This window comes from Pseudorhodoferax aquiterrae, from assembly GCF_014652235.1.
GTDB lineage: Bacteria > Pseudomonadota > Gammaproteobacteria > Burkholderiales > Burkholderiaceae_C > Pseudorhodoferax > Pseudorhodoferax aquiterrae.
The window spans coordinates 178,778-196,234 of sequence record NZ_BMYK01000001.1; the positions used below are offsets into that span (position 1 = coordinate 178,778).

15 protein-coding genes are annotated in these 17,457 nt (G+C 64.3%); 11 read left to right on the forward strand and 4 right to left on the reverse strand.

Translation table 11 applies throughout. The features are described from left to right. Nucleotides 1-5: 5 nt before the first annotated feature. The 5 genes from IE209_RS00830 to IE209_RS00850 are packed head-to-tail and all read left to right on the forward strand — an operon-like array spanning nucleotide 6 to nucleotide 5,138. Nucleotides 6-1,223, forward strand: a complete 1,218-nt coding sequence (locus IE209_RS00830) for a TIGR04063 family PEP-CTERM/XrtA system glycosyltransferase (protein ID WP_189685139.1) — start codon at nucleotides 6-8, stop codon at nucleotides 1,221-1,223. A gap of 41 nt (nucleotides 1,224-1,264) precedes the next feature. Further along, complete coding sequence (wecB, locus tag IE209_RS00835) at nucleotides 1,265-2,359, forward strand: non-hydrolyzing UDP-N-acetylglucosamine 2-epimerase (RefSeq protein WP_373305261.1); 1,095 nt, start codon at nucleotides 1,265-1,267, stop codon at nucleotides 2,357-2,359. After that, nucleotides 2,359-3,579 (forward strand): UDP-N-acetyl-D-mannosamine dehydrogenase, encoded by a 1,221-nt coding sequence (gene wecC / locus IE209_RS00840; protein ID WP_189685140.1) that lies wholly within the window; start codon nucleotides 2,359-2,361, stop codon nucleotides 3,577-3,579. Before wecB ends, wecC begins: the two co-directional genes overlap by 1 nt. A 19-nt stretch (nucleotides 3,580-3,598) precedes the next feature. Next, entirely contained in the window at nucleotides 3,599-3,778 is a 180-nt protein-coding gene (locus tag IE209_RS00845) for a hypothetical protein (RefSeq protein ID WP_189685141.1), read from the forward strand. Further along, nucleotides 3,771-5,138, forward strand: coding sequence for a putative O-glycosylation ligase, exosortase A system-associated (locus IE209_RS00850; RefSeq protein WP_189685142.1), 1,368 nt, complete (start codon nucleotides 3,771-3,773; stop codon nucleotides 5,136-5,138). The genes IE209_RS00845 and IE209_RS00850 overlap by 8 nt, the downstream gene beginning before the upstream one ends. Nucleotides 5,139-5,160: 22 nt before the next feature. On the opposite strand, the gene IE209_RS00855 is transcribed toward IE209_RS00850, so the two are convergent. Then, on the reverse strand, nucleotides 5,161-7,371 hold the full coding sequence (locus tag IE209_RS00855) for a glycosyltransferase (RefSeq protein ID WP_189685143.1): 2,211 nt from the start codon (nucleotides 7,369-7,371) through the stop codon (nucleotides 5,161-5,163). 84 nt (nucleotides 7,372-7,455) lie between these two features. On the opposite strand from IE209_RS00855, the gene IE209_RS00860 reads away from it, so the two are divergent. Continuing rightward, nucleotides 7,456-8,367 (forward strand): polysaccharide pyruvyl transferase family protein, encoded by a 912-nt coding sequence (locus IE209_RS00860; RefSeq protein ID WP_189685144.1) that lies wholly within the window; start codon nucleotides 7,456-7,458, stop codon nucleotides 8,365-8,367. A 27-nt stretch (nucleotides 8,368-8,394) separates the two neighbouring features. Then, a complete protein-coding gene (locus IE209_RS00865; protein ID WP_229882632.1) occupies nucleotides 8,395-9,498 on the forward strand; it encodes a GNAT family N-acetyltransferase in 1,104 nt (367 codons plus the stop codon). A 10-nt stretch (nucleotides 9,499-9,508) separates the two neighbouring features. Here the strand turns inward: IE209_RS00865 and IE209_RS00870 are convergent, their stop codons facing one another. Genes IE209_RS00870 through IE209_RS00880 form a run of 3 tightly spaced genes read right to left on the reverse strand, consistent with a single transcriptional unit; the run spans nucleotide 9,509 to nucleotide 11,477 of the window. Next, entirely contained in the window at nucleotides 9,509-10,363 is an 855-nt protein-coding gene (locus IE209_RS00870) for a hydrolase 1, exosortase A system-associated (protein ID WP_189685145.1), read from the reverse strand. Then, nucleotides 10,360-11,223: a hydrolase 2, exosortase A system-associated gene (locus tag IE209_RS00875; protein ID WP_189685146.1), complete on the reverse strand. Its 864-nt coding sequence runs from the start codon at nucleotides 11,221-11,223 to the stop codon at nucleotides 10,360-10,362. The genes IE209_RS00870 and IE209_RS00875 overlap by 4 nt, the downstream gene beginning before the upstream one ends. Next, nucleotides 11,220-11,477, reverse strand: coding sequence for an acyl carrier protein (locus tag IE209_RS00880; protein WP_189685147.1), 258 nt, complete (start codon nucleotides 11,475-11,477; stop codon nucleotides 11,220-11,222). The genes IE209_RS00875 and IE209_RS00880 overlap by 4 nt, the downstream gene beginning before the upstream one ends. Before the next feature lie 61 nt (nucleotides 11,478-11,538). Between IE209_RS00880 and IE209_RS00885 the strand changes: the two genes are divergently transcribed. From IE209_RS00885 to IE209_RS00900, 4 genes are all read left to right on the forward strand, one after another. Continuing rightward, nucleotides 11,539-13,131: an acyl-CoA ligase (AMP-forming), exosortase A system-associated gene (locus tag IE209_RS00885; protein WP_189685148.1), complete on the forward strand. Its 1,593-nt coding sequence runs from the start codon at nucleotides 11,539-11,541 to the stop codon at nucleotides 13,129-13,131. After that, complete coding sequence (locus IE209_RS00890) at nucleotides 13,121-14,377, forward strand: pyridoxal-dependent decarboxylase, exosortase A system-associated (protein WP_373305246.1); 1,257 nt, start codon at nucleotides 13,121-13,123, stop codon at nucleotides 14,375-14,377. The genes IE209_RS00885 and IE209_RS00890 overlap by 11 nt, the downstream gene beginning before the upstream one ends. 222 nt (nucleotides 14,378-14,599) lie before the next feature. After that, nucleotides 14,600-16,099, forward strand: a complete 1,500-nt coding sequence (locus IE209_RS00895) for an oligosaccharide flippase family protein (protein ID WP_268245943.1) — start codon at nucleotides 14,600-14,602, stop codon at nucleotides 16,097-16,099. A 2-nt stretch (nucleotides 16,100-16,101) separates the two neighbouring features. Continuing rightward, on the forward strand, nucleotides 16,102-17,436 hold the full coding sequence (locus IE209_RS00900; RefSeq protein ID WP_189685150.1) for a glycosyltransferase family 4 protein: 1,335 nt from the start codon (nucleotides 16,102-16,104) through the stop codon (nucleotides 17,434-17,436). Nucleotides 17,437-17,457 lie beyond the last annotated feature (21 nt).

Sequence of the window (17,457 nt, forward strand, 5' to 3'; positions counted from 1 at the left end):
TTTCCATGCGCATCCTGCACATCTTCGACCACTCATTGCCGCTGCACAGCGGCTACACCTTCCGCTCCGCAGCGCTGCTGCGCGAGCAGCGCGCGCTGGGCTGGGAAACCTTCCACCTGACCTCGCCCAAGCAGGAGGGCGACGTGCATGCCGTGGAGGAGTCCGAAGGTTTCTCCTTTTTCCGTACGCCGCCGCAGCCCTCGGTGCTGGACCGCTTCCCGGTGGCGCGCGAGTGGGCGCTGATGCGCCAGCTCGAGACGCGCATCGACCAGGTGGTGCAGGAGGTCCAGCCCGACCTGATCCACGCCCATTCGCCGGTGCTCAACGTGCTGCCCGCGCTCAAGGTAGGGCGGCGGCGCGGCATCCCCGTCACCTACGAGATCCGCGCCTTCTGGGAGGACGCGTCCGTCGACCACGGCACCACGCGCGAGGGCAGCCTGCGCTACCGGCTCACGCGTGCGCTGGAGACCCGCGCCGTGCGCCAGGCCGACCATGTCTTCACGATCTGCGAGGGTCTGCGTGCCGACATCGTGGCGCGCGGCATTCCCAGCGCCAAGGTCGGCGTCGTGCCCAATGCGGTGGATGTGGACTCGTTCCAGCTCTCCAGCCCGCCGGACGCAGCGTTGCAGCAGCGCCTGGGCCTGGTGCCGGGCGCGCCGGTGGTCGGCTTCATCGGTTCGTTCTATGCCTACGAGGGGCTGGACCTGCTGGTCGCTGCCATGCCGCGGCTGCTCGAAAAGGAGCCCGCACTGCGCATGCTGCTCGTGGGTGGTGGGCCGCAGGACGATAATCTGCGAGCCCAGGCCGCGCAGCTGGGGCTGGCAGACCGCATCCTGTTCACGGGCCGGGTCCCGCACAAGGATGTGAGCCGCTACTACGACCTGATCGACGTGCTGGTCTATCCGCGGCATTCGATGCGCCTGACCGAACTCGTGACGCCGCTCAAGCCCTTGGAGGCCATGGCACAGGGGCGCCTGTTCGTGGCGTCCGACGTTGGCGGCCACAAGGAGCTGGTGGAGCATGACCGCACCGGCGTGCTGTTCAAGGCGGACGATGCCGACGCGCTGGCCGGGGCCGTGCTGGGCCTGCTGCAACAGCGCGAGCGCTGGCCCGCGTTCAAGGCCGCCGGGCGCCGCCATGTCGAACAGGTGCGCAACTGGCGCAACAGCGTCGCGAACTACAAAGAGCCCTTCGAGCGGCTCACGCGAAAGGGGAGTCGGTGAAAGTCTTGATCGTGTTCGGAACCCGCCCCGAGGCCATCAAGATGGCACCGGTGGTCAAGGGCTTGCAGGCTGCCGCCGACCGGCTGCAGACCGTGGTCTGCGTGACCGCCCAGCACCGCGAGATGCTCGATCAGGTGCTGCGCCTGTTCGAGATCGTGCCGCAGCACGACCTGAACGTGATGAAGCCCAACCAGGACCTGTACGACGTGACGGGCAACATCCTGGCGGGCCTCAAGGGCGTGCTGGCGGCCGAGAAACCCGACCTCGTGCTCGTGCACGGCGACACCACCACCACGCTGGCCACCAGCCTGGCGGCCTACTACGCGCGCGCTGCGGTCGGCCATGTGGAAGCGGGCTTGCGCACGGGCAACAAGTACGCGCCCTTCCCGGAAGAGATCAACCGCAAGGTGACGGGTGCCGTGGCCGACCTGCACTTCGCCCCGACCGCGATGTCGCGCGACAACCTGCTGCGCGAGGGCGTGGAGGCCGCCAGCATCTTCGTCACGGGCAACACGGTGGTCGACGCGTTGCTGACCGTGGTGGACAAGCTGCGCACCGACGCGGCCCTCAAACAGCAGATGCAGGAGCGCTTCAGCTTCCTCGATCCTTCGCGCCGGCTGATCCTCGTGACCGGCCACCGCCGCGAGAACTTCGGCGAGGGCTTCGAGAACATCTGCCATGCGCTGGCCGACATCGCGGCCGGCCAGCCGGACGTGGAGGTCCTCTACCCGGTGCACATGAACCCGAACGTGCGCAAGCCGGTGCAGGAGATCCTGGCCGCGCGCGGCCTGTCCAACGTGCACCTGATCGAGCCGGTCGACTACCTGCCCTTCGTGCACCTGATGGACCGGGCCTACCTGATCATCACCGACTCCGGTGGCGTGCAGGAGGAAGCGCCTTCGCTGGGCAAGCCGGTGCTGGTCATGCGCGACATCACCGAGCGGCCGGAAGCCGTGCAGGCCGGCACCGTGCGACTGGTGGGCACCGCGCGAGAGGCCATCGTGCGCGAAACCCTGCACCTGCTGAACGATGCCGAGGCCTACGCGCGCATGTCGCGGGCCCACAATCCCTACGGCGACGGCCAGGCCGTCGGCCGCATCCTTGAAGCTGTCCTGTCCTGGAAAGAGAGCCGCTGATGGCCCACGTACTGCAGAAAATCATCGTCATGGGCCTGGGCTACATCGGCCTGCCGACCGCCTCCATGCTGGCCACCAAGGGCCACAGCGTGCTGGGGGTGGACGTCAACAAGGCCGCGGTGGACACCATCAACTCCGGCCGCATTCACATCATCGAGCCCGACCTGGACGTGCTGGTGCGCTCGGCCGTCAACAGCGGCAACCTCAAGGCCTCGCTGACGCCGGAGGAGGGCGACACTTTCATCATCGCCGTGCCCACGCCGTTCAAGGAAGAGAACGGCAATCCCAAGGCGCCGGACCTGTCGTATGTGGAAGCCGCGACCAAGGCCATCACGCCCTTCCTGCGCGAAGGCAACCTCGTGATCTTGGAGTCCACCTCGCCGGTGGGAACGACCGAGTTCATCGAGAAGACCATCGTCGAGGCGCGTCCCGAATTGCAGGGCAAGGTGCATGCCGCGCACTGCCCCGAGCGCGTGCTGCCCGGCCACATCCTGCGCGAACTGGTCGACAACGACCGCATCATCGGTGGCACCAGCAAGGCGGCCGTGGCCAAGGCGCGGGAGCTCTACAAGACCTTCTGCAACGGCGCCATCCTGGAGACCGACAGCCGCACGGCCGAGCTGTCCAAGCTCGTGGAGAACTCCTTCCGCGACGTGAACATCGCCTTCGCCAACGAGCTCTCGCTGGTCTGCGACCACCTGGGCGTCAACGTATGGGAAACCATCGCGCTGGCCAACCGTCACCCGCGCGTGAACATCCTGCAGCCCGGCCCTGGTGTGGGCGGCCACTGCATCGCGGTCGACCCCTGGTTCATCGTCTCGAGCGCACCCGTGCAGTCGCGCTTGATCAAGACCGCGCGCGAGGTCAACGACGCCAAGCCACACTGGGTCATCGAGCGCGTCAAGGCCAAGGCCGAGCGCTTCAAGTCGCCCGTGATCGGCTGCCTGGGCCTGACCTTCAAGGCCAACATCGACGATTTGCGCGAGTCGCCCTCGCTGGACATCGTGCGCGACCTGATCGCCGAGAACGTGGGCCAGGTGCTGGCCTGCGATCCCAATGTCGCGGCCGACAAGATCGACATTCCGCTGCACGACCTCAAACACGTCATGAAGAATGCCGACATCCTGCTGCTGCTGGTCGACCACGAGGAATTCAAGTCGATCGACAGGGAAGCGATCAAGGACAAGATCGTGATCGATACGCGCGGGATCTGGCGCTGAGGGGCAGAGGGGCACCCGCATGGAAGCCGCGCTGTTCACGCTGGATGTCATCTTCCTGGTGCTGCTGATCCTGGCCGTCCGACGCGCGGACCGAAAGCCGGCGCAAGCGCGTGATCTGGGGGTGCTGTCCTACTTGAACGCCAAGACGGACGATATCCAACGCGGTCTGCGAGCGCGGAAGGGCGCCGACGATGCGTGACCTCATGATGCTGGGGATGATGATGGTCATCGTCCCCATCGCGTTGTCCAATGCCTTCGCGGCCTACCTGGTCTGGGGGTGGACCTCGGTCATTGCTGTCCCCTACTACATGTGGGGGTTCATGGGGTCGTTGCGCTACAACCTGTTCTTTGCGCTCGTCACGCTGCTCTTGCTGGTGGTGGGCAAGAGCGTCGACAAGAGTCCATTCCGACTCAACAGGACCTCCGTGCTGATTCTGCTGTTCGTGGCCCACGTCACGGTCAGCGCGGTGCTGGCGGATGCCAGCGCGCGCAACAATTTTTCGATCTATACGGACCTGCTGAAGTCCATCACGTACTGCCTCGTGATGTTCTTCTTCGTGAACTCGCGCCTGCGCCTGCACGCGATGCTGATCGCGATCGCACTGGGGCTGGGCTTCCATGGCTTGGCGGAAGGCCTGAAGACCCTGGTCACGGCGGGCGGCCACAAGGTCATCGGCTTGCCGGGCACCAAGATGAGCGACAACAACCATTTCGGTGTCGCCCTCGTGATGGCCTTGCCCATCCTGCTGTACCTGTACCAGTACTCCAAGGTCAGGATGGTGCGCTTGGGCTTTCTCGGTGTTCTGCTGGCCACTGTGCTTGCCGTCATCGGCTCCAGGTCGCGTGGAGCCTTTCTCGCCATGGCAATGCTGGCCTTCATGCTGATGCTGACCTCGCGGCGCAAAGGGATGGCGGCCCTCTTCGTGACGCTGGGTGTGGCACTGGTGCTCGTGCTGAGTCCCGCGTCCTGGTTCGAGCGCATCGAAACCATCGGCAGCGCAGACCAGGACGCTTCATTCATGGGACGGGTGGAGGCCTGGAACGTCGCGACGGCGCTGGCGCTACAGAATCCGGTCTTCGGAACGGGCTTCCACGCGATGCAGTCCGGCGATGTCTGGTTCGCAGTGCGGCCATCCGATGGATTGATGGGGGGGCTGCTTGGATCGGCCAATCTGTCGACCCACGCGCGTGCTGCGCACAGCATCTATTTCGAGGTCTTGGGAGACCACGGCTTTGTAGGGCTCTTGCTGTTCCTCGCCATCATGGGCAATGCCTTTGTCACGGCCTTGCAGATCCGTCGGATGACAGCTTTCCGGAGTGACCTGTTGTGGGCCCGGGACATGTCCGACACCTTGGCCTTGTCGTGCTTTGCGTTCACGGTGGGCGGCGCGGGTGTCAGCCTGGCCTATTTCGAGACGTACTATGTGGTCGTCTGCCTGCTCGAGGCGCTGCGCCAGTACGTGCTCGCGCAAGTGCGCCCAGCGTCAGGACAACTGCCTGCGCAGGTGCGCGCGGCGTCCGCATCGGCCCAGGCGAACAAGCGCCTTCAGGCGCCGTAGCAGCAACGACGGCGCGCACCGTCTACCGGGCGTCGAGCAGATGCTGGTGGACCCACGACGTGATGCGCGCGCAGCGTGCCCCCGAGAACTGCCGGTCAATCAGATCGCGCCCATGTTGCTGGGCGGCCGCGTCAGGTGCAGCTGCCCGTTCGATCGCCAGTTCCAGTTTGGCGGCAAGAGAGGCGGCGGAACCAGGCTTGAAGAGAAAACCGGTCGTCCCGTCTTCGGTCACTTCGCAGGCGGCCCCAAACGCCGGTCCAACGAACAGGCAGCCGTGCGCAAGCGCTTCCAGCATCACGAGGCCAAGCGGCTCCGGCGAAGTCGACGCCGATACACAGATGTCGATCTGCGGCAACAAGGCTTGCAGGTCGTTGCGGCGTCCCAAAAAACGGACCCGGTCCTGCAGCCCCAAGGCCTGTGCTTGCGCATGCAGCCCGCGCGCATAGCTCGCGTCGCCACGCTCCGGCGTGTCTCCGACAACCAGTGCGATGACGGGGGCCTGGGAAGAGGACTTGACGGCAGCGAGGGCGTTGAGAAAAAGGTCCTGCCCCTTCCACGCCACCAGCATGCCGACCATTGCGATAAGGATGGTGTTCTCGGGAAGTCCGAGTTCGGAGCGCAGATCGGGCGCTGCTCCCGACGTCGGGAGGACTTCGAGATCGATCCCGTCGTAGATTTGCCGTATCCGTTCAGCCGGTACCCCGCTGCGCAGCAACTCGCCAGTCAGCCACCGCGACACCGGAATGAAGGTGGCTGGTCCGTTGCGCATCATCGGCATCGCCAGGCTGTCGCTCACCGACCCGCGTACGTGCTGGATGTAGGGAATGCCAAGCAACCTGGCCGCCATCATGGCTTCGCGGTTGGCGCTGGGATCGTTGTTGCCGTGAACGATCGCAGGCCGCACCTTCAGCAGGTGCGTGACAAGGCGCAGGAAGTACGGAAGCCGGTTGGTCAGGTCGTCGGCCCGCCCCAGTGCGAACAACACTCCCTTGGCAAGCAGGCCCGAGCCCAGACGCGCCCTGACCCGGCGTGCCATGGCACGGTAGTCGACAGCGCGATCCGGGATCACCACCGATTGCTCTGCGGTTCCGGTGAAATCGCCGACCGGCATGTTGGTCACCACGTGGTAGCGGTATCCCGTCGCTCTGGAGTTGCTCAGCAGCGTCTGCAGAGCCACCACGGCGCCGCCGAATCCCGCCCCGTTCTCCACGAAGGCGACGAGCGGGCGGGTATCGCGGCCGCCCGGCTTTGTTGCACTCCGGGTCGGCAGTGCGCCCGGCGCCACCATCACGCGACGTGACTTGGTCATTAGGTTGCGCGCCATCTGCACGCCCATCTGCACGTCCGACGGGCCCCAGGGAGTGAACCTCGGGATCTCGAACACGGACGTCTGCCGGTCGGCAGCACCCCCTTCGGTGGTGACCGCGTGGGTGTAACCGGCTGCCTGAACCATGCGCACATGCTCGGCCCGGAAATCCACGCCGGGACGGCCGTTGGGATAGGCGAACGCCTTGACCGGAGCATGCAGCAAGTGTTCGAGCACTTCGCGCGCCCCGCCGATTTCGCGCATGGCATCGTCGTCTTCGCAGAGGGAAAGAATGGGATGGCGTACCGTGTGGGCCCCCACGCCGAAGCCCTGTGCATGCAGATCGCGCAACTGCTCCACGGTCATGCGGCAAAGCTGGTCCTGCCGCGTCCCGGCTGCGGCTTCCAAAGCATCCAGCAGTTTGTCGCGCACGTTCAACGGCTGGTACTTGAGCAACTGCTCCACCATGCTCAAGGCCCGACGCCTTTCCTGGAGCTGACCCAGCGGCACCTGGGGCAGGCCGAAACCGGGCAGGTCGAGCACCGGGCCTGGATGGTTGGCCAATGCATGCGCCACGCGCTCATGCCACATGCGCTCGTTGTCGAACTGTCCTGTCGTGATGAAGAACGTGGCGTGCAGGTTGCGCCGGCGCAGCAGGGGCACGGCGCCGCTCAACCAACTGTCATAGCCATCGTCGAACGTGATGCAGGCGGCTCTGCGAGGCAGTCGCCCCGCCTTCAGGGCCGTGGCGGCCTCATCCAGCGGCACGACGTTGAAGTGCTCGTCGACGTAGTCGATCACCCGTTCGAACGATGCAAGCGTCAGGTCATTGACCAGTTCCGTGGTCGAGCGCGGTACCGCATGAAACAGCAGGACCGACAGTTTTTCCTGTGCAAGAATCTTGAGTGCCAAGTCGCCGAAATGCATTTTCTTCCCTTTGCCCGGGGCGAGGATAGCATGCGCAGCCGTGGCTGCATGCCGATGTTTCTTTTGACCATTTGCGAGGAATAATTGCTGAAGCTGTTTTACTACCGGGATGGACGCGGTAATTTTGGCGACGATCTGAATCCATGGATCTGGTATTCCTTGTATCCCGGGATGTTCGATGATCAGGCGCCGGACCACATGCTTGGTATTGGAACGCTGATCAATGACCGAGCGCCGCGCAACGGCAGAATCTGGGTTTGCGGCTCAGGGGCTGGATACCATGGTGCTGCGCCCGTGAGCGAGAACTGGAATTTTGTGTTCGTGCGCGGCCCGAGAACCGCAGCCCGAATGCAGTTGCCGCTCGACAAGGCAATCACAGATCCCGCAATTCTCGTCGCCGATTTGCTCGACCGGCGACCGCGGCAGGCATCGTCGATCTGCTACATGCCGCACCACGACAGCATTTGGCGCGCCGATTGGCGTGGAATATGCAAGAAGTTGGGCCTGGTTTATCTCGATCCGGCGGATGATATTCACGAAACCATTTTCAAGATGTGCCGGAGCAAGTTTGTGATTGCAGAGGCCATGCATGCTGCCATCGTTGCCGATGCGTTGCGGGTGCCTTGGGTTCCGGTCAAGGCGTACTCCCACATCCTCGATTTTAAGTGGCAGGATTGGGCGGAATCCCTGGCCCTGGATTACCAGCCGGAGACATTGCCGGAGGTTTGGGATGTCGAGCAGTTCCGCAGTCGGGGGGAAATCTTCAAGAGCAATGTGAAGAAACGGCTCATGCGGATGGGAATGGACGCGTCGAATTGGACGCCGCCGTTGCCGGACAACAATGCCAGCCGGGCCATGGGCCCTTTGCTCGAGCGTCTGGCGGATTGTCGCGACAGGGCTTCCGTCGTGCTGAGTTCTGACCACGCCCACCACGAAGCCAGGCGGCGCATTCTTGCAACGATGGATGCGTTTGCGGCGAGCCGTGATGCCGCCTGAACGTGGCCGCCGATGCAGGTTCGGCTAATGCCGCCCTCCGCCGCACCGGAACGGATGGTGCCGCGACCCGGCGGGCCGCGACTGGAGGTTCTGGCCGATTTTTCCCAGATGCAGGCGTTCCTCGCGCTGGCCTCGCCGGAGGCGGGGCCGAATGCCGAGGTGTTCCAGACCGTCGAGTGGCTGCGGCATCTGGCGCAGCATGGTTTCGAGGCAGCGCCCCGCTGTTGGCTGGTCGGACTGGTGTTCGGCCCGCAGCAGCCCCGGTGTGCGTTGGCGCTGTCCTTGGCCGACGGCCGAGTGCGTGCGCTGAGCAACTACTACAGCAGCGTGTTCGGCCCGGTGGGCGAGAGCGAAGCGTCGGTCGCTTGGACCTTGCTGGCCGAAGCCCTGCACGGTCATTCCTCCGGCGCTGTCGTTGATCTCCAGCCGCTCGATGCCCAAGCGCCTTGGGTGGCGTCCATGGTGGCGGCGCTGCGCGTGGCGGGCTACCGGGTCGATCGCTATTTCTGCTTCGGCAACTGGTACCTGCCCGTGGTGCACGCCAGCTTCGCCGAGTACCTGCGCGAGCGGCCGTCCCCCTTGCGCAACAGCATCGAGCGTGGCCGTCGGCGACTGCAGCGGGCGGGCCATGGAGTGCGCATTCAGGCCGATGCCGGACCGGGACTGGAGGGGGAGATCGCTGCCTTCGAGAGCGTTTACCGGCGCAGCTGGAAAGCCCCCGAGCCGTGTCCCACGTTCATGCCGGGACTGATCCGCCTGGCAGCCGCGCAGGGCTGGCTGCGCCTCGGCGTGTTGCGGGTGCAGGGCGAGCCGGTCGCCGCCCAGCTCTGGCTGGTCCATGCCGGCAAGGCGAACATTTACAAGTTGGCCTACGTCGAAGGATTCGAGCGCTTCTCGCCTGGATCGGTGTTGACGGCCGCGCTGATGGCCCACGTCATGGAAGTCGACCGCGTGCGGGAGGTGGACTATTTGACCGGCGACGACGCCTACAAGAAGGATTGGATGAGCCATCGGCGCGAGCGCATCGGCCTGATTGCCTTCCATCCGAGGCGCCTGCGCGGCTGGCTGGAAGCGGCACGCCATTTCGGTGGGAAGGGATGGCGCCGTCTGCGGTCGCGGGCAGTGCCGTAGCGCGGGTCCTTCAGCCCAGTTCGCGCAGCCAGGCGAGCGTCGCTTGCTCGGCTGCCATGCGGGCCGGTGCCGCAGACAAAGTGTGGTCGGCGCCGGTGATATGCCGCCACACGACATCTTGCCGCCCGCGCGCGCCGGCCCACATCTTGTCGCTTCGGTACTGCTCTTCGAATTCGCGGGCCGTCCAGTCGGTGTCGCTCAGAAGAACCAGCAGGCCGCCACCGAAACTCTGCCATCCGCTGGCCATGCACTCTTGAAAGCTGCGCTGCTTCTGCCTCGGCTGTCGGCGCAGGCGCCTCAGATTGCGCAGAAGGTCTTGGATGGCCCGCAGGCCGATACCTCCGCGCAACAGCTTGTTCCAGAAGGCACGCTGCAGCAAGCGCTGCCGGTAGTAATGCTTGACATGCGTGTGCGCCAGGCTCTCTTCCGAACGGACCCATGGGTTGAGCAAAGCCAGGCCCGCGATGCGGGCATCGCGCGCGGTATCCACATACAGCAGGCACGCGGAGGCGCCATCGCACAAACCCCATAAAGCGACGCGCTCGACCCCAGGCGTTGTCAACAGGGCATCGATTCCTGCGGCGATATCGTCGTGCAACTCGTCGAAGCTGCGTGGCGTCCCCGTGCTGTCGCCCATGCCACGGACGTCGAAACGCAGCGTGGCGTGGCCGTGCATTGCCAGCCAGCGCGCCAGCGCCACGAATTGCCGATGGCTGCCGATGCGCACCTGCGGCCCGCCGACCACGATGAGCACGCCCAGGGCCCGAACGGGCGCATCGGTCGGCATGGCGAGCACGCCCTGCAGGGTTTCACCGGCACAGTCGAACGACAGCGCTGCTTCGCGACACAGGGCCGCCGGTGTCATGGTGTAGAGGCCCCTGACAATGCCGCGGTCGTCGCGCTCAACAACAAGGGTGCTTCTTCCATTTCTGCGGACTGCCAGAACGCAGGGCCGTGCACCGCCTCGCCGTGCGTCTGCCAACCGGCCTGTTTCCAGCGTTCCAACGTCCGCGTGCAGAGAGGACTCAGGGCGCAGGCGGCGGCCGTCGTCGTCTCCAGCCAGACGAGCCGGCGGTCGGCACCGGCGGCGACGGGCGGGATCAACTTGCTCGCCTCAAGGCCGGCGGCCAGCGTGGGGTGGAGGGAATAGCCTGCGATCTGCAGCGTCTCGCCCTGCGTCAGTTGCCGTCGCAAAGCTTCCATGGCGCCATTGCCACGGCCTGCAGCGCCCGGTGCCGCCAGCATGTCCGCCGCCAGCCGCAGCCGCAGGAACTGCTGCAACTGCGCTGCCCCGTCGGCAAAAGCCGGCTGCCACAGCAGCAGGTGGCAAGGGCGGTCCATGGCACGGGCGGCATCCGCGGCGAGCAAGCTGCCCGCACGCACCCCCCAAAGCCACAGCGGCAGCGCTGCGTGCCGCGGGTCGGCGTCGACGAGCCAGCTGCAGGCTTGTAGCAAATCCTCGACCCAGATGTCCCAGCGGGCATCGCCGAAGTCGCCGTCGCTGTCACCACAGCCAAGCAGGTCGATCTGCAATACCGCGAACCCGGCAGTTGCCAGGCCGCGCGCCTGCAGCGCCGCCATGCGACGTGTCTTGTTCAGCTCTTCAGCAAAGGCATGCACATGCAGTACGAGGCCGTGCGGCATGCCGTGCGCCGCATGAAAGATGCAATAGCGCTGGCCATGGCGAGCCGACAGAAAGAAGGCCGCAGGACCGCGCGCCGTCATGCGTCGCGCTGCAGCACGTCGTCGATGAACGCGGCCAGCGAGCCGACCGTGGCAAACACGCTGCCGTCAAGTTCGTCGTCGGGCAGCATCACGCCGAAATGCTGCTCCAACGCAGCGATCAGCGACACGACTGCCATCGAGTCGAGTTCAGGCAGAGCACCAAGCAAGGGGGTGGACGCATCGAAGTCCTCGCTGCGACCTGCGAGGCCCAGGGCTTCGTCCAGCACATGCAGTACGTCGGGCAATACAGACATCGTGACGGGAGAGAGAGAAGGAGGGCCATTCTAGGGTTGGGGGGCATGCGATACTTTTTCGATGCCCACCCCCGTGCTGCTCCCGGACCTGTTGGCGCAGTCCGCCGAACGCTGGCCCCATGCCGACGCGCTGCGCAGCGATGGCTGCGCCATTGCCTACGAGACCTTGCAGGCAGCCGTGACAGCCCACCGGGACGGATTGCTGGGCCTGGAAATCGGCCGCGCCGACCGCGTCGCCGTCTGGCTCGACAAGTCTCCCGAAACCGTCGTGGCCTGCTTCGGCGCTGCGGCAGCAGGTGCGGTGTTCGTGCCGGTCAACCCAGTGCTCAAGCCCATGCAGGTTGCGCATGTTCTGGCCGACAGCGGTGCGAAGGTGCTCGTGACGTCGCGCCAGCGCCTGGCCTTGCTCGCGTCCATGCTGGGCAACTGCGCAGCCCTGCGGCATATCGTGCTGACGGGCTCGGCAGACGGCATGCCCGAGGTGTGTCGCGATGGGCTGGCACTGCACAGCTGGCATGCCCTGGCGCGGAGCCCGGCGCGCGTGTCCCACCGCGTGATCGACACCGACATGGCGGCCATTCTCTACACGTCGGGCAGTACCGGTTTGCCCAAGGGCGTGGTGTTGTCGCACCGCAATCTCGTGGCTGGGGCGACAAGCGTTTCTTCCTATCTCGAGAACCATCCCGGCGATACCTTGCTGGCTGCACTGCCGCTGTCCTTCGATGCCGGCTTCAGCCAGTTGACGACCGGCTTCCACAGCGGTGCCAGCGTGGTGCTGTTGAATTACCTGTTGCCACGCGATGTGCTTCGCAGCATGGACCGAGAGCGTGTGACCGGCATCACGGCAGTCCCTCCGCTGTACATCCAACTGGCAACGCTCGATTGGCCACCGGCCATCGCGCAGCATCTGCGCTACTTCGCCAATACGGGCGGCCACATGCCACGCGAAACCCTCGCCGCGTTGCGCAGGCGGGTGCCGCAAGCCCGGCCGTTTCTGATGTACGGCTTGACGGAGGCCTTTCGATCGACCTATTTGCCGCCGCACGAGGTCGACCGCCGGCCCGATTCGATCGGCAAGGCCATCCCCAATGCGGAAATCCTCGTCTTGCGAGAGGACGGCACGCCCTGCGCACCGAACGAACCCGGTGAACTCGTGCACCGCGGGGCGCTGGTCAGCATGGGCTACTGGAACGATCCGGAGCGGACGGCCGAGCGCTTTCGGCTGCTGCCCGCCAGGGCAGCCGGCTTGCCGCTGCCCGAAACCGCGGTGTTCTCCGGCGACACCGTGCGCATGGACAGCGAAGGCTTCCTGTACTTCATCGGTCGGCGCGACGAGATGATCAAGTCGTCGGGTTACCGCATCAGCCCGACCGAAGTGGAGGAATTGCTCTACGACACCGGGCTCGTGGGGGAATGCGCTGCTTGGGGTGTCGCGCACCCGACGCTGGGGCAGGTCGTCCACGTCGTCGTCACGCCAGCGCCGGACGGAGCACTGGACGTGGAGCGGTTGATGACCATTTGTCGCTCACGCATGCCGGCCTACATGGTGCCCGCGCATGTCGATGTGAAGACAGGGCCGTTGCCGCGCAATGCCAACGGCAAGATCGACCGCAAGGCGCTCGCGGCTTCCACGGAGCAATCCCATGGCCATTGAACGCCGCCCACCTGCGCGGCCACTGCTCCAGCATGTGGCGATGTCGCAATTCCCCGTACGCGCCGGCGAACTCATCGTCGGAGGCATGTCGCTCACGCGGCTGGCCGCCAGGGTCGGACAGACTCCGTTCTATGCATACGACCGAGGGCTGCTCCGCGACCGCGTTGCACAGTTGCGTTCCGCGCTGCCGGCGGCGGTGAAGCTGCATTACGCAATGAAGGCCAACCCCATGCCGGCGCTGGTGTGCTTCATGGCGACCCTTGTGGATGGCGTCGACGTCGCCTCTGCAGGGGAACTGCAGGTGGCCCTGGACGGCGGCGCAGATCCCCAGGAAATCAGCTTTGCGGGGCCCGGCAAGCGCGATGCGGAACTGCGCCAAGCCGTTGCGGCCGGCGTTCTGGTGAACCTGGAGTCGGCGCGCGAGATCAGGCCGCTGGCGGCGGCCTCGCAAGAGCTCGGTCTGCCGGCGCGGGTCGCTGTACGCGTGAACCCCGACTTCGAGCTCAAGGGCTCCGGCATGAAGATGGGCGGCGGCCCGAAGCCATTCGGCGTCGACGCCGAGGCCGTGCCCGCACTGCTGCGCCACATCGCCGCGGCGGGGCTGCAGTTCGAGGGCTTCCATCTGTTTGCGGGCTCGCAGAACCTCAGGGCCGAGGCGATCTGTGAGGCGCAACGGCAGTCTTATGCGTTGGCCGTACGCTTGGCCGCTAACGCGCCCGCGCCAGTCCGATCTGTGAACCTCGGGGGCGGATTCGGCATACCGTACTTTCCCGGCGAGAGCCGATTGGATCTGGCTCCGATCGGCGACAACCTCGCCGTGCTTGTCGAGCGAGCAGCGCGGGAAGTGCCGGCGGCAACTCTGGTACTCGAGCTAGGGCGCTTTCTGGTCGGTGAAGCGGGAATCTATGTGTGTCGTGTGATCGACAGCAAGATCTCTCGAGGCGAACGGTTCGTCGTAACTGACGGGGGGCTGCACCACCATCTTGCGGCGACCGGAAACTTTGGCCAGGTTGTCCGGCGAAACTACCCGGTAGGACTGGGTTCCCAGATGACCACGCCCCCGAGCGGGCTCGCCACCGTAACTGGGCCTTTGTGTACACCACTCGACAAATTGGCGGAGCAAGTGCCTCTTGCAGATGCCCTCATTGGCGAACTGGTCGTGATCTTCCAGTCGGGCGCTTACGGCGCCAGCGCCAGCCCTGAGCGCTTTCTACTGCACCCTGCTTGTGCACAGGTGCTGATTTAGCCTAATGTGTGATGGCCGTAAGCTCCGCCGTCGACTGATCATAGTGCGTGCGTATGATGCGGCTCTGCCATTTGCCCCCCCCCCGATCTCATGAGTTGCCAGTCTCCGGTTTTGCATGCTTGCGGGCAGAGCAACGTGTGCCCTTCACTTCCAACATGCATGAAGTTGCTGTTGGCGATCAAGCCAGCGGCTGGCGTTGCAGCCCACGCCGTCGACTGATCAATGCCTTCTTCTAGAAGTCGTTCCCTGTCCGGCGCGCTAATCCAGGGATCTGTTTGGGCAATTGCTATCCGCTGGGGGGCCAAGTTCTTGGGCCTGATCAGCCTAGGCATCTGCGCCCGCATCCTCACACCCGCGGACTACGGTCTGGTCAACATGGCGATGGTCGTTGTGGGATTTTCCCAAGTGTTGGTGGAGTTCGGGATGGACTCGGCACTGATCCGCAACCGCGATGCAACTTCCGGACATTACGACACGGCTTGGTCTATCAAAGTGATGCAGACGTTGCTGATTTCCGTGATCGTCTTCTCTGCAGCGCCGTTGGCCGCGAAGGCCTATGACGATAGCCGAGTCATGCCGATCATGTTTGCTGTAGGAGCTGCAGGCTTGGTGGGCGGTCTCCAGAACATTTATGTGGTCAACTTTCGCAAGGAACTTGATTTCCGGCGCGACTTCCTGTTCTCGTTCGCACCTCGGCTGGTTTCCTTCGTCGTGAGTGTCAGTGCCGTCTTGGCGCTGCGCACCTATTGGGGCCTCGTGCTGGGCATCTGCTCCGCAGAAGTTACTCGAAGCCTGCTTAGCTACCGGCTGGTGACGCAACGCCCGCGTTGGTCCTTGCAGCACTGGCGAGAACTCACCGGCTTCTCGGTCTGGTATTTCTTAGATGGCCTGGCGCAGTACGCCGTCAACCACTTGGACCGGGCCTACATCGGAAAGGCCGGCGGCTCGGAGCAGGTCGGACTTTATGCGGTGGGGCGTGAGGTAGCCACGCTGCCTAGCACTGAACTGGTGATGCCAATCGGGCGTGCGCTCATGCCGACGCTGGCTAGCCTCAACAATCAGAAGGATCGGCAGATCGCTGCCATCCAGAAGGCAATAGCTGGGGTCAACCTGATTGCTGTGCCACTGGCTGTTGGCTTCGCGTTGGTGGCTTCCGAGTTCGTCCGTTTGCTGTTTGGTGACAAATGGATGGGTGCCACTCCCATCGTGGCGATCTTCAGCCTGACGGCAATGACCTCTGGGTTTCGCTACACAGCGCAGCAGACCCTAGTGGTGCTGGGTTTCGTCCGGGTCAACGCCGCTCTTTCCTGGGGATACGCGGTTACTGTTTTGGCGCTGATCATTCCCGCATTTTCTTGGCAGGGCGTGATGGGCGTCGCCTGGCTCTACTGCTCGTGGACCTTTGTGAGCACCGCAGCGTTCGGCTTTTATTTGATCCGGCTCAAAGTGTTGCAGGGACGCGAGGTATGGATAGCGCTGCTGCGTGTTGTTGTGTCGGCCGCTGTCATGTTCGTCGCTGTATCAGCTGTCGCGAAGTACTTGGACGGTCCCGTTGTTCTGGTCCTTATTGTCAAAGTCCTGTTGAGCATCTTGGTGTATGGCGGATTGGTATATCTATTTTGGGTGCTGGCGGGGCGACCCGATTCCAGCGAAAGAATCATCCTTGAGCACGCTGCTGCCGCGTGGAAGAAGATCTCCAAGCCCCTCAAGAGGTTCTCTTGAACATGACGCGCTCTGCATCCCGACCACGGATCCTATTCATCACACCTTACCTGCCCTCCGTCTCTGGAGGCGGGGCGCAGTTGCGGATCCGCACGTCACTTGAAGCCCTGGCGGCCGTAGGCGACGTGCATCTTCTGTTGTGCAATGCCGCCCCGGACGCACAAGCGCTGATCGAACTTGAAACTCCGTTCAGGTCGCTGATCTGCAGCGTGACGGTGTTGGGCGCGGTCATGCAGGCCAAACCGATCGTCTGGGCCAGTCAGCTACAGCCGTCGGCGCTGCGCAAACTGCTTTTCTTGGCATGGGTGACCACCGGCAGAATTAATCCCGCGACGCGGAAACAGGCGACGGAGCTTGTTGCCGCAATTCGCGCAAACGCGCGTGCTGAGCGTTTTGACCTAGTGTTCGCCATGCAGGCGCACTGGGCAGCCCTCGTGTCGCCCGCACTTGGCCAGTTGCTACTACCAGGTGGCGTCAGCATGCTTGACTGGGATGCTGCTGAGGCGCCGGCAATGCGTGCGATTGCCGCACGCTTTCAATTGGCCCGCCAACCGCTCCAGTTCGTGTCGGCTTGGGTCAATGTGCTCAAGCTGCGCTTCCACGAACAGGCCTTGTTCCGCCGCTGGGAGTACGCGCTCTACGCATCGCCACTGGACGTCGACTACTTCCGTCAGCGCTTACCAAGCGGCAAGCTCTATTGCTTGGTTAACACCGTAGACATGCCCGAGCCGGCGCCGCTGGTCAGCAGGCCAGGCAATGCTCCTCAGGTTGTGTTTGTCGCGAGCATGAGCTATTGGCCCAACAACCAGGGGATTTTGATGTTTCTACGCGATATTTGGCCAGCAGTGCGAACCGCGCTGCCTCGCGCGGAGCTCAAAGTGGTCGGCCGTGGGCCCTCACCCGAACTGAGAGGCTTCGATGGCTGCGATGGCGTGGTAGTCGTGGGTGAGGTGGCATCGGTGGAACCCTTTTACCGATGTGCAGATGTGGCGATAGCGCCCATGCAGTTCAGTGTCGGCTCCGCTATCAAGATTTTGGAGGCCTTGGCGTACGGGACGCCGCTCGTTGGATTCGAGGTGTCCACCGTGCGCCATGGCTTGCGCGATGGCGTCCATGCCGCTGTGGCGAAGAACAAGGTCGACTTTGAACAGAAGTTGATTGAACTCTTGCAGGATTCAGTTGGCCGCAGACGGTTGTCGCAGGAGGGCCGCACTTACGTGCAGCAGCGGTTCGCCCGCGACAGCGTTGTGCGCGACTTTCGGGCCTATGTAGATGGCGTCCTGAATCGTTCCGAGCCTGGTGCGCACGCCGCTTCGGCAAAGGGTGAATTGCAATGAAGTCAGTTCCGTTGAATCGCG

Coding starts and splice junctions, on each gene's coding strand:
- IE209_RS00830 (WP_189685139.1), top strand. CDS start 6: ATGCGCATCCTGCACATCTTCGACCACTCATTGCCGCTGCACAGCGGC.
- wecB (WP_373305261.1), top strand. CDS start 1,265: ATGGCACCGGTGGTCAAGGGCTTGCAGGCTGCCGCCGACCGGCTGCAG.
- wecC (WP_189685140.1), top strand. CDS start 2,359: ATGGCCCACGTACTGCAGAAAATCATCGTCATGGGCCTGGGCTACATC.
- IE209_RS00845 (WP_189685141.1), top strand. CDS start 3,599: ATGGAAGCCGCGCTGTTCACGCTGGATGTCATCTTCCTGGTGCTGCTG.
- IE209_RS00850 (WP_189685142.1), top strand. CDS start 3,771: ATGCGTGACCTCATGATGCTGGGGATGATGATGGTCATCGTCCCCATC.
- IE209_RS00855 (WP_189685143.1), bottom strand. CDS start 7,371: ATGCATTTCGGCGACTTGGCACTCAAGATTCTTGCACAGGAAAAACTG.
- IE209_RS00865 (WP_229882632.1), top strand. CDS start 8,395: ATGCCGCCCTCCGCCGCACCGGAACGGATGGTGCCGCGACCCGGCGGG.
- IE209_RS00870 (WP_189685145.1), bottom strand. CDS start 10,363: ATGACACCGGCGGCCCTGTGTCGCGAAGCAGCGCTGTCGTTCGACTGT.
- IE209_RS00875 (WP_189685146.1), bottom strand. CDS start 11,223: ATGACGGCGCGCGGTCCTGCGGCCTTCTTTCTGTCGGCTCGCCATGGC.
- IE209_RS00880 (WP_189685147.1), bottom strand. CDS start 11,477: ATGTCTGTATTGCCCGACGTACTGCATGTGCTGGACGAAGCCCTGGGC.
- IE209_RS00885 (WP_189685148.1), top strand. CDS start 11,539: ATGCCCACCCCCGTGCTGCTCCCGGACCTGTTGGCGCAGTCCGCCGAA.
- IE209_RS00890 (WP_373305246.1), top strand. CDS start 13,121: ATGGCCATTGAACGCCGCCCACCTGCGCGGCCACTGCTCCAGCATGTG.
- IE209_RS00895 (WP_268245943.1), top strand. CDS start 14,600: ATGCCTTCTTCTAGAAGTCGTTCCCTGTCCGGCGCGCTAATCCAGGGA.
- IE209_RS00900 (WP_189685150.1), top strand. CDS start 16,102: ATGACGCGCTCTGCATCCCGACCACGGATCCTATTCATCACACCTTAC.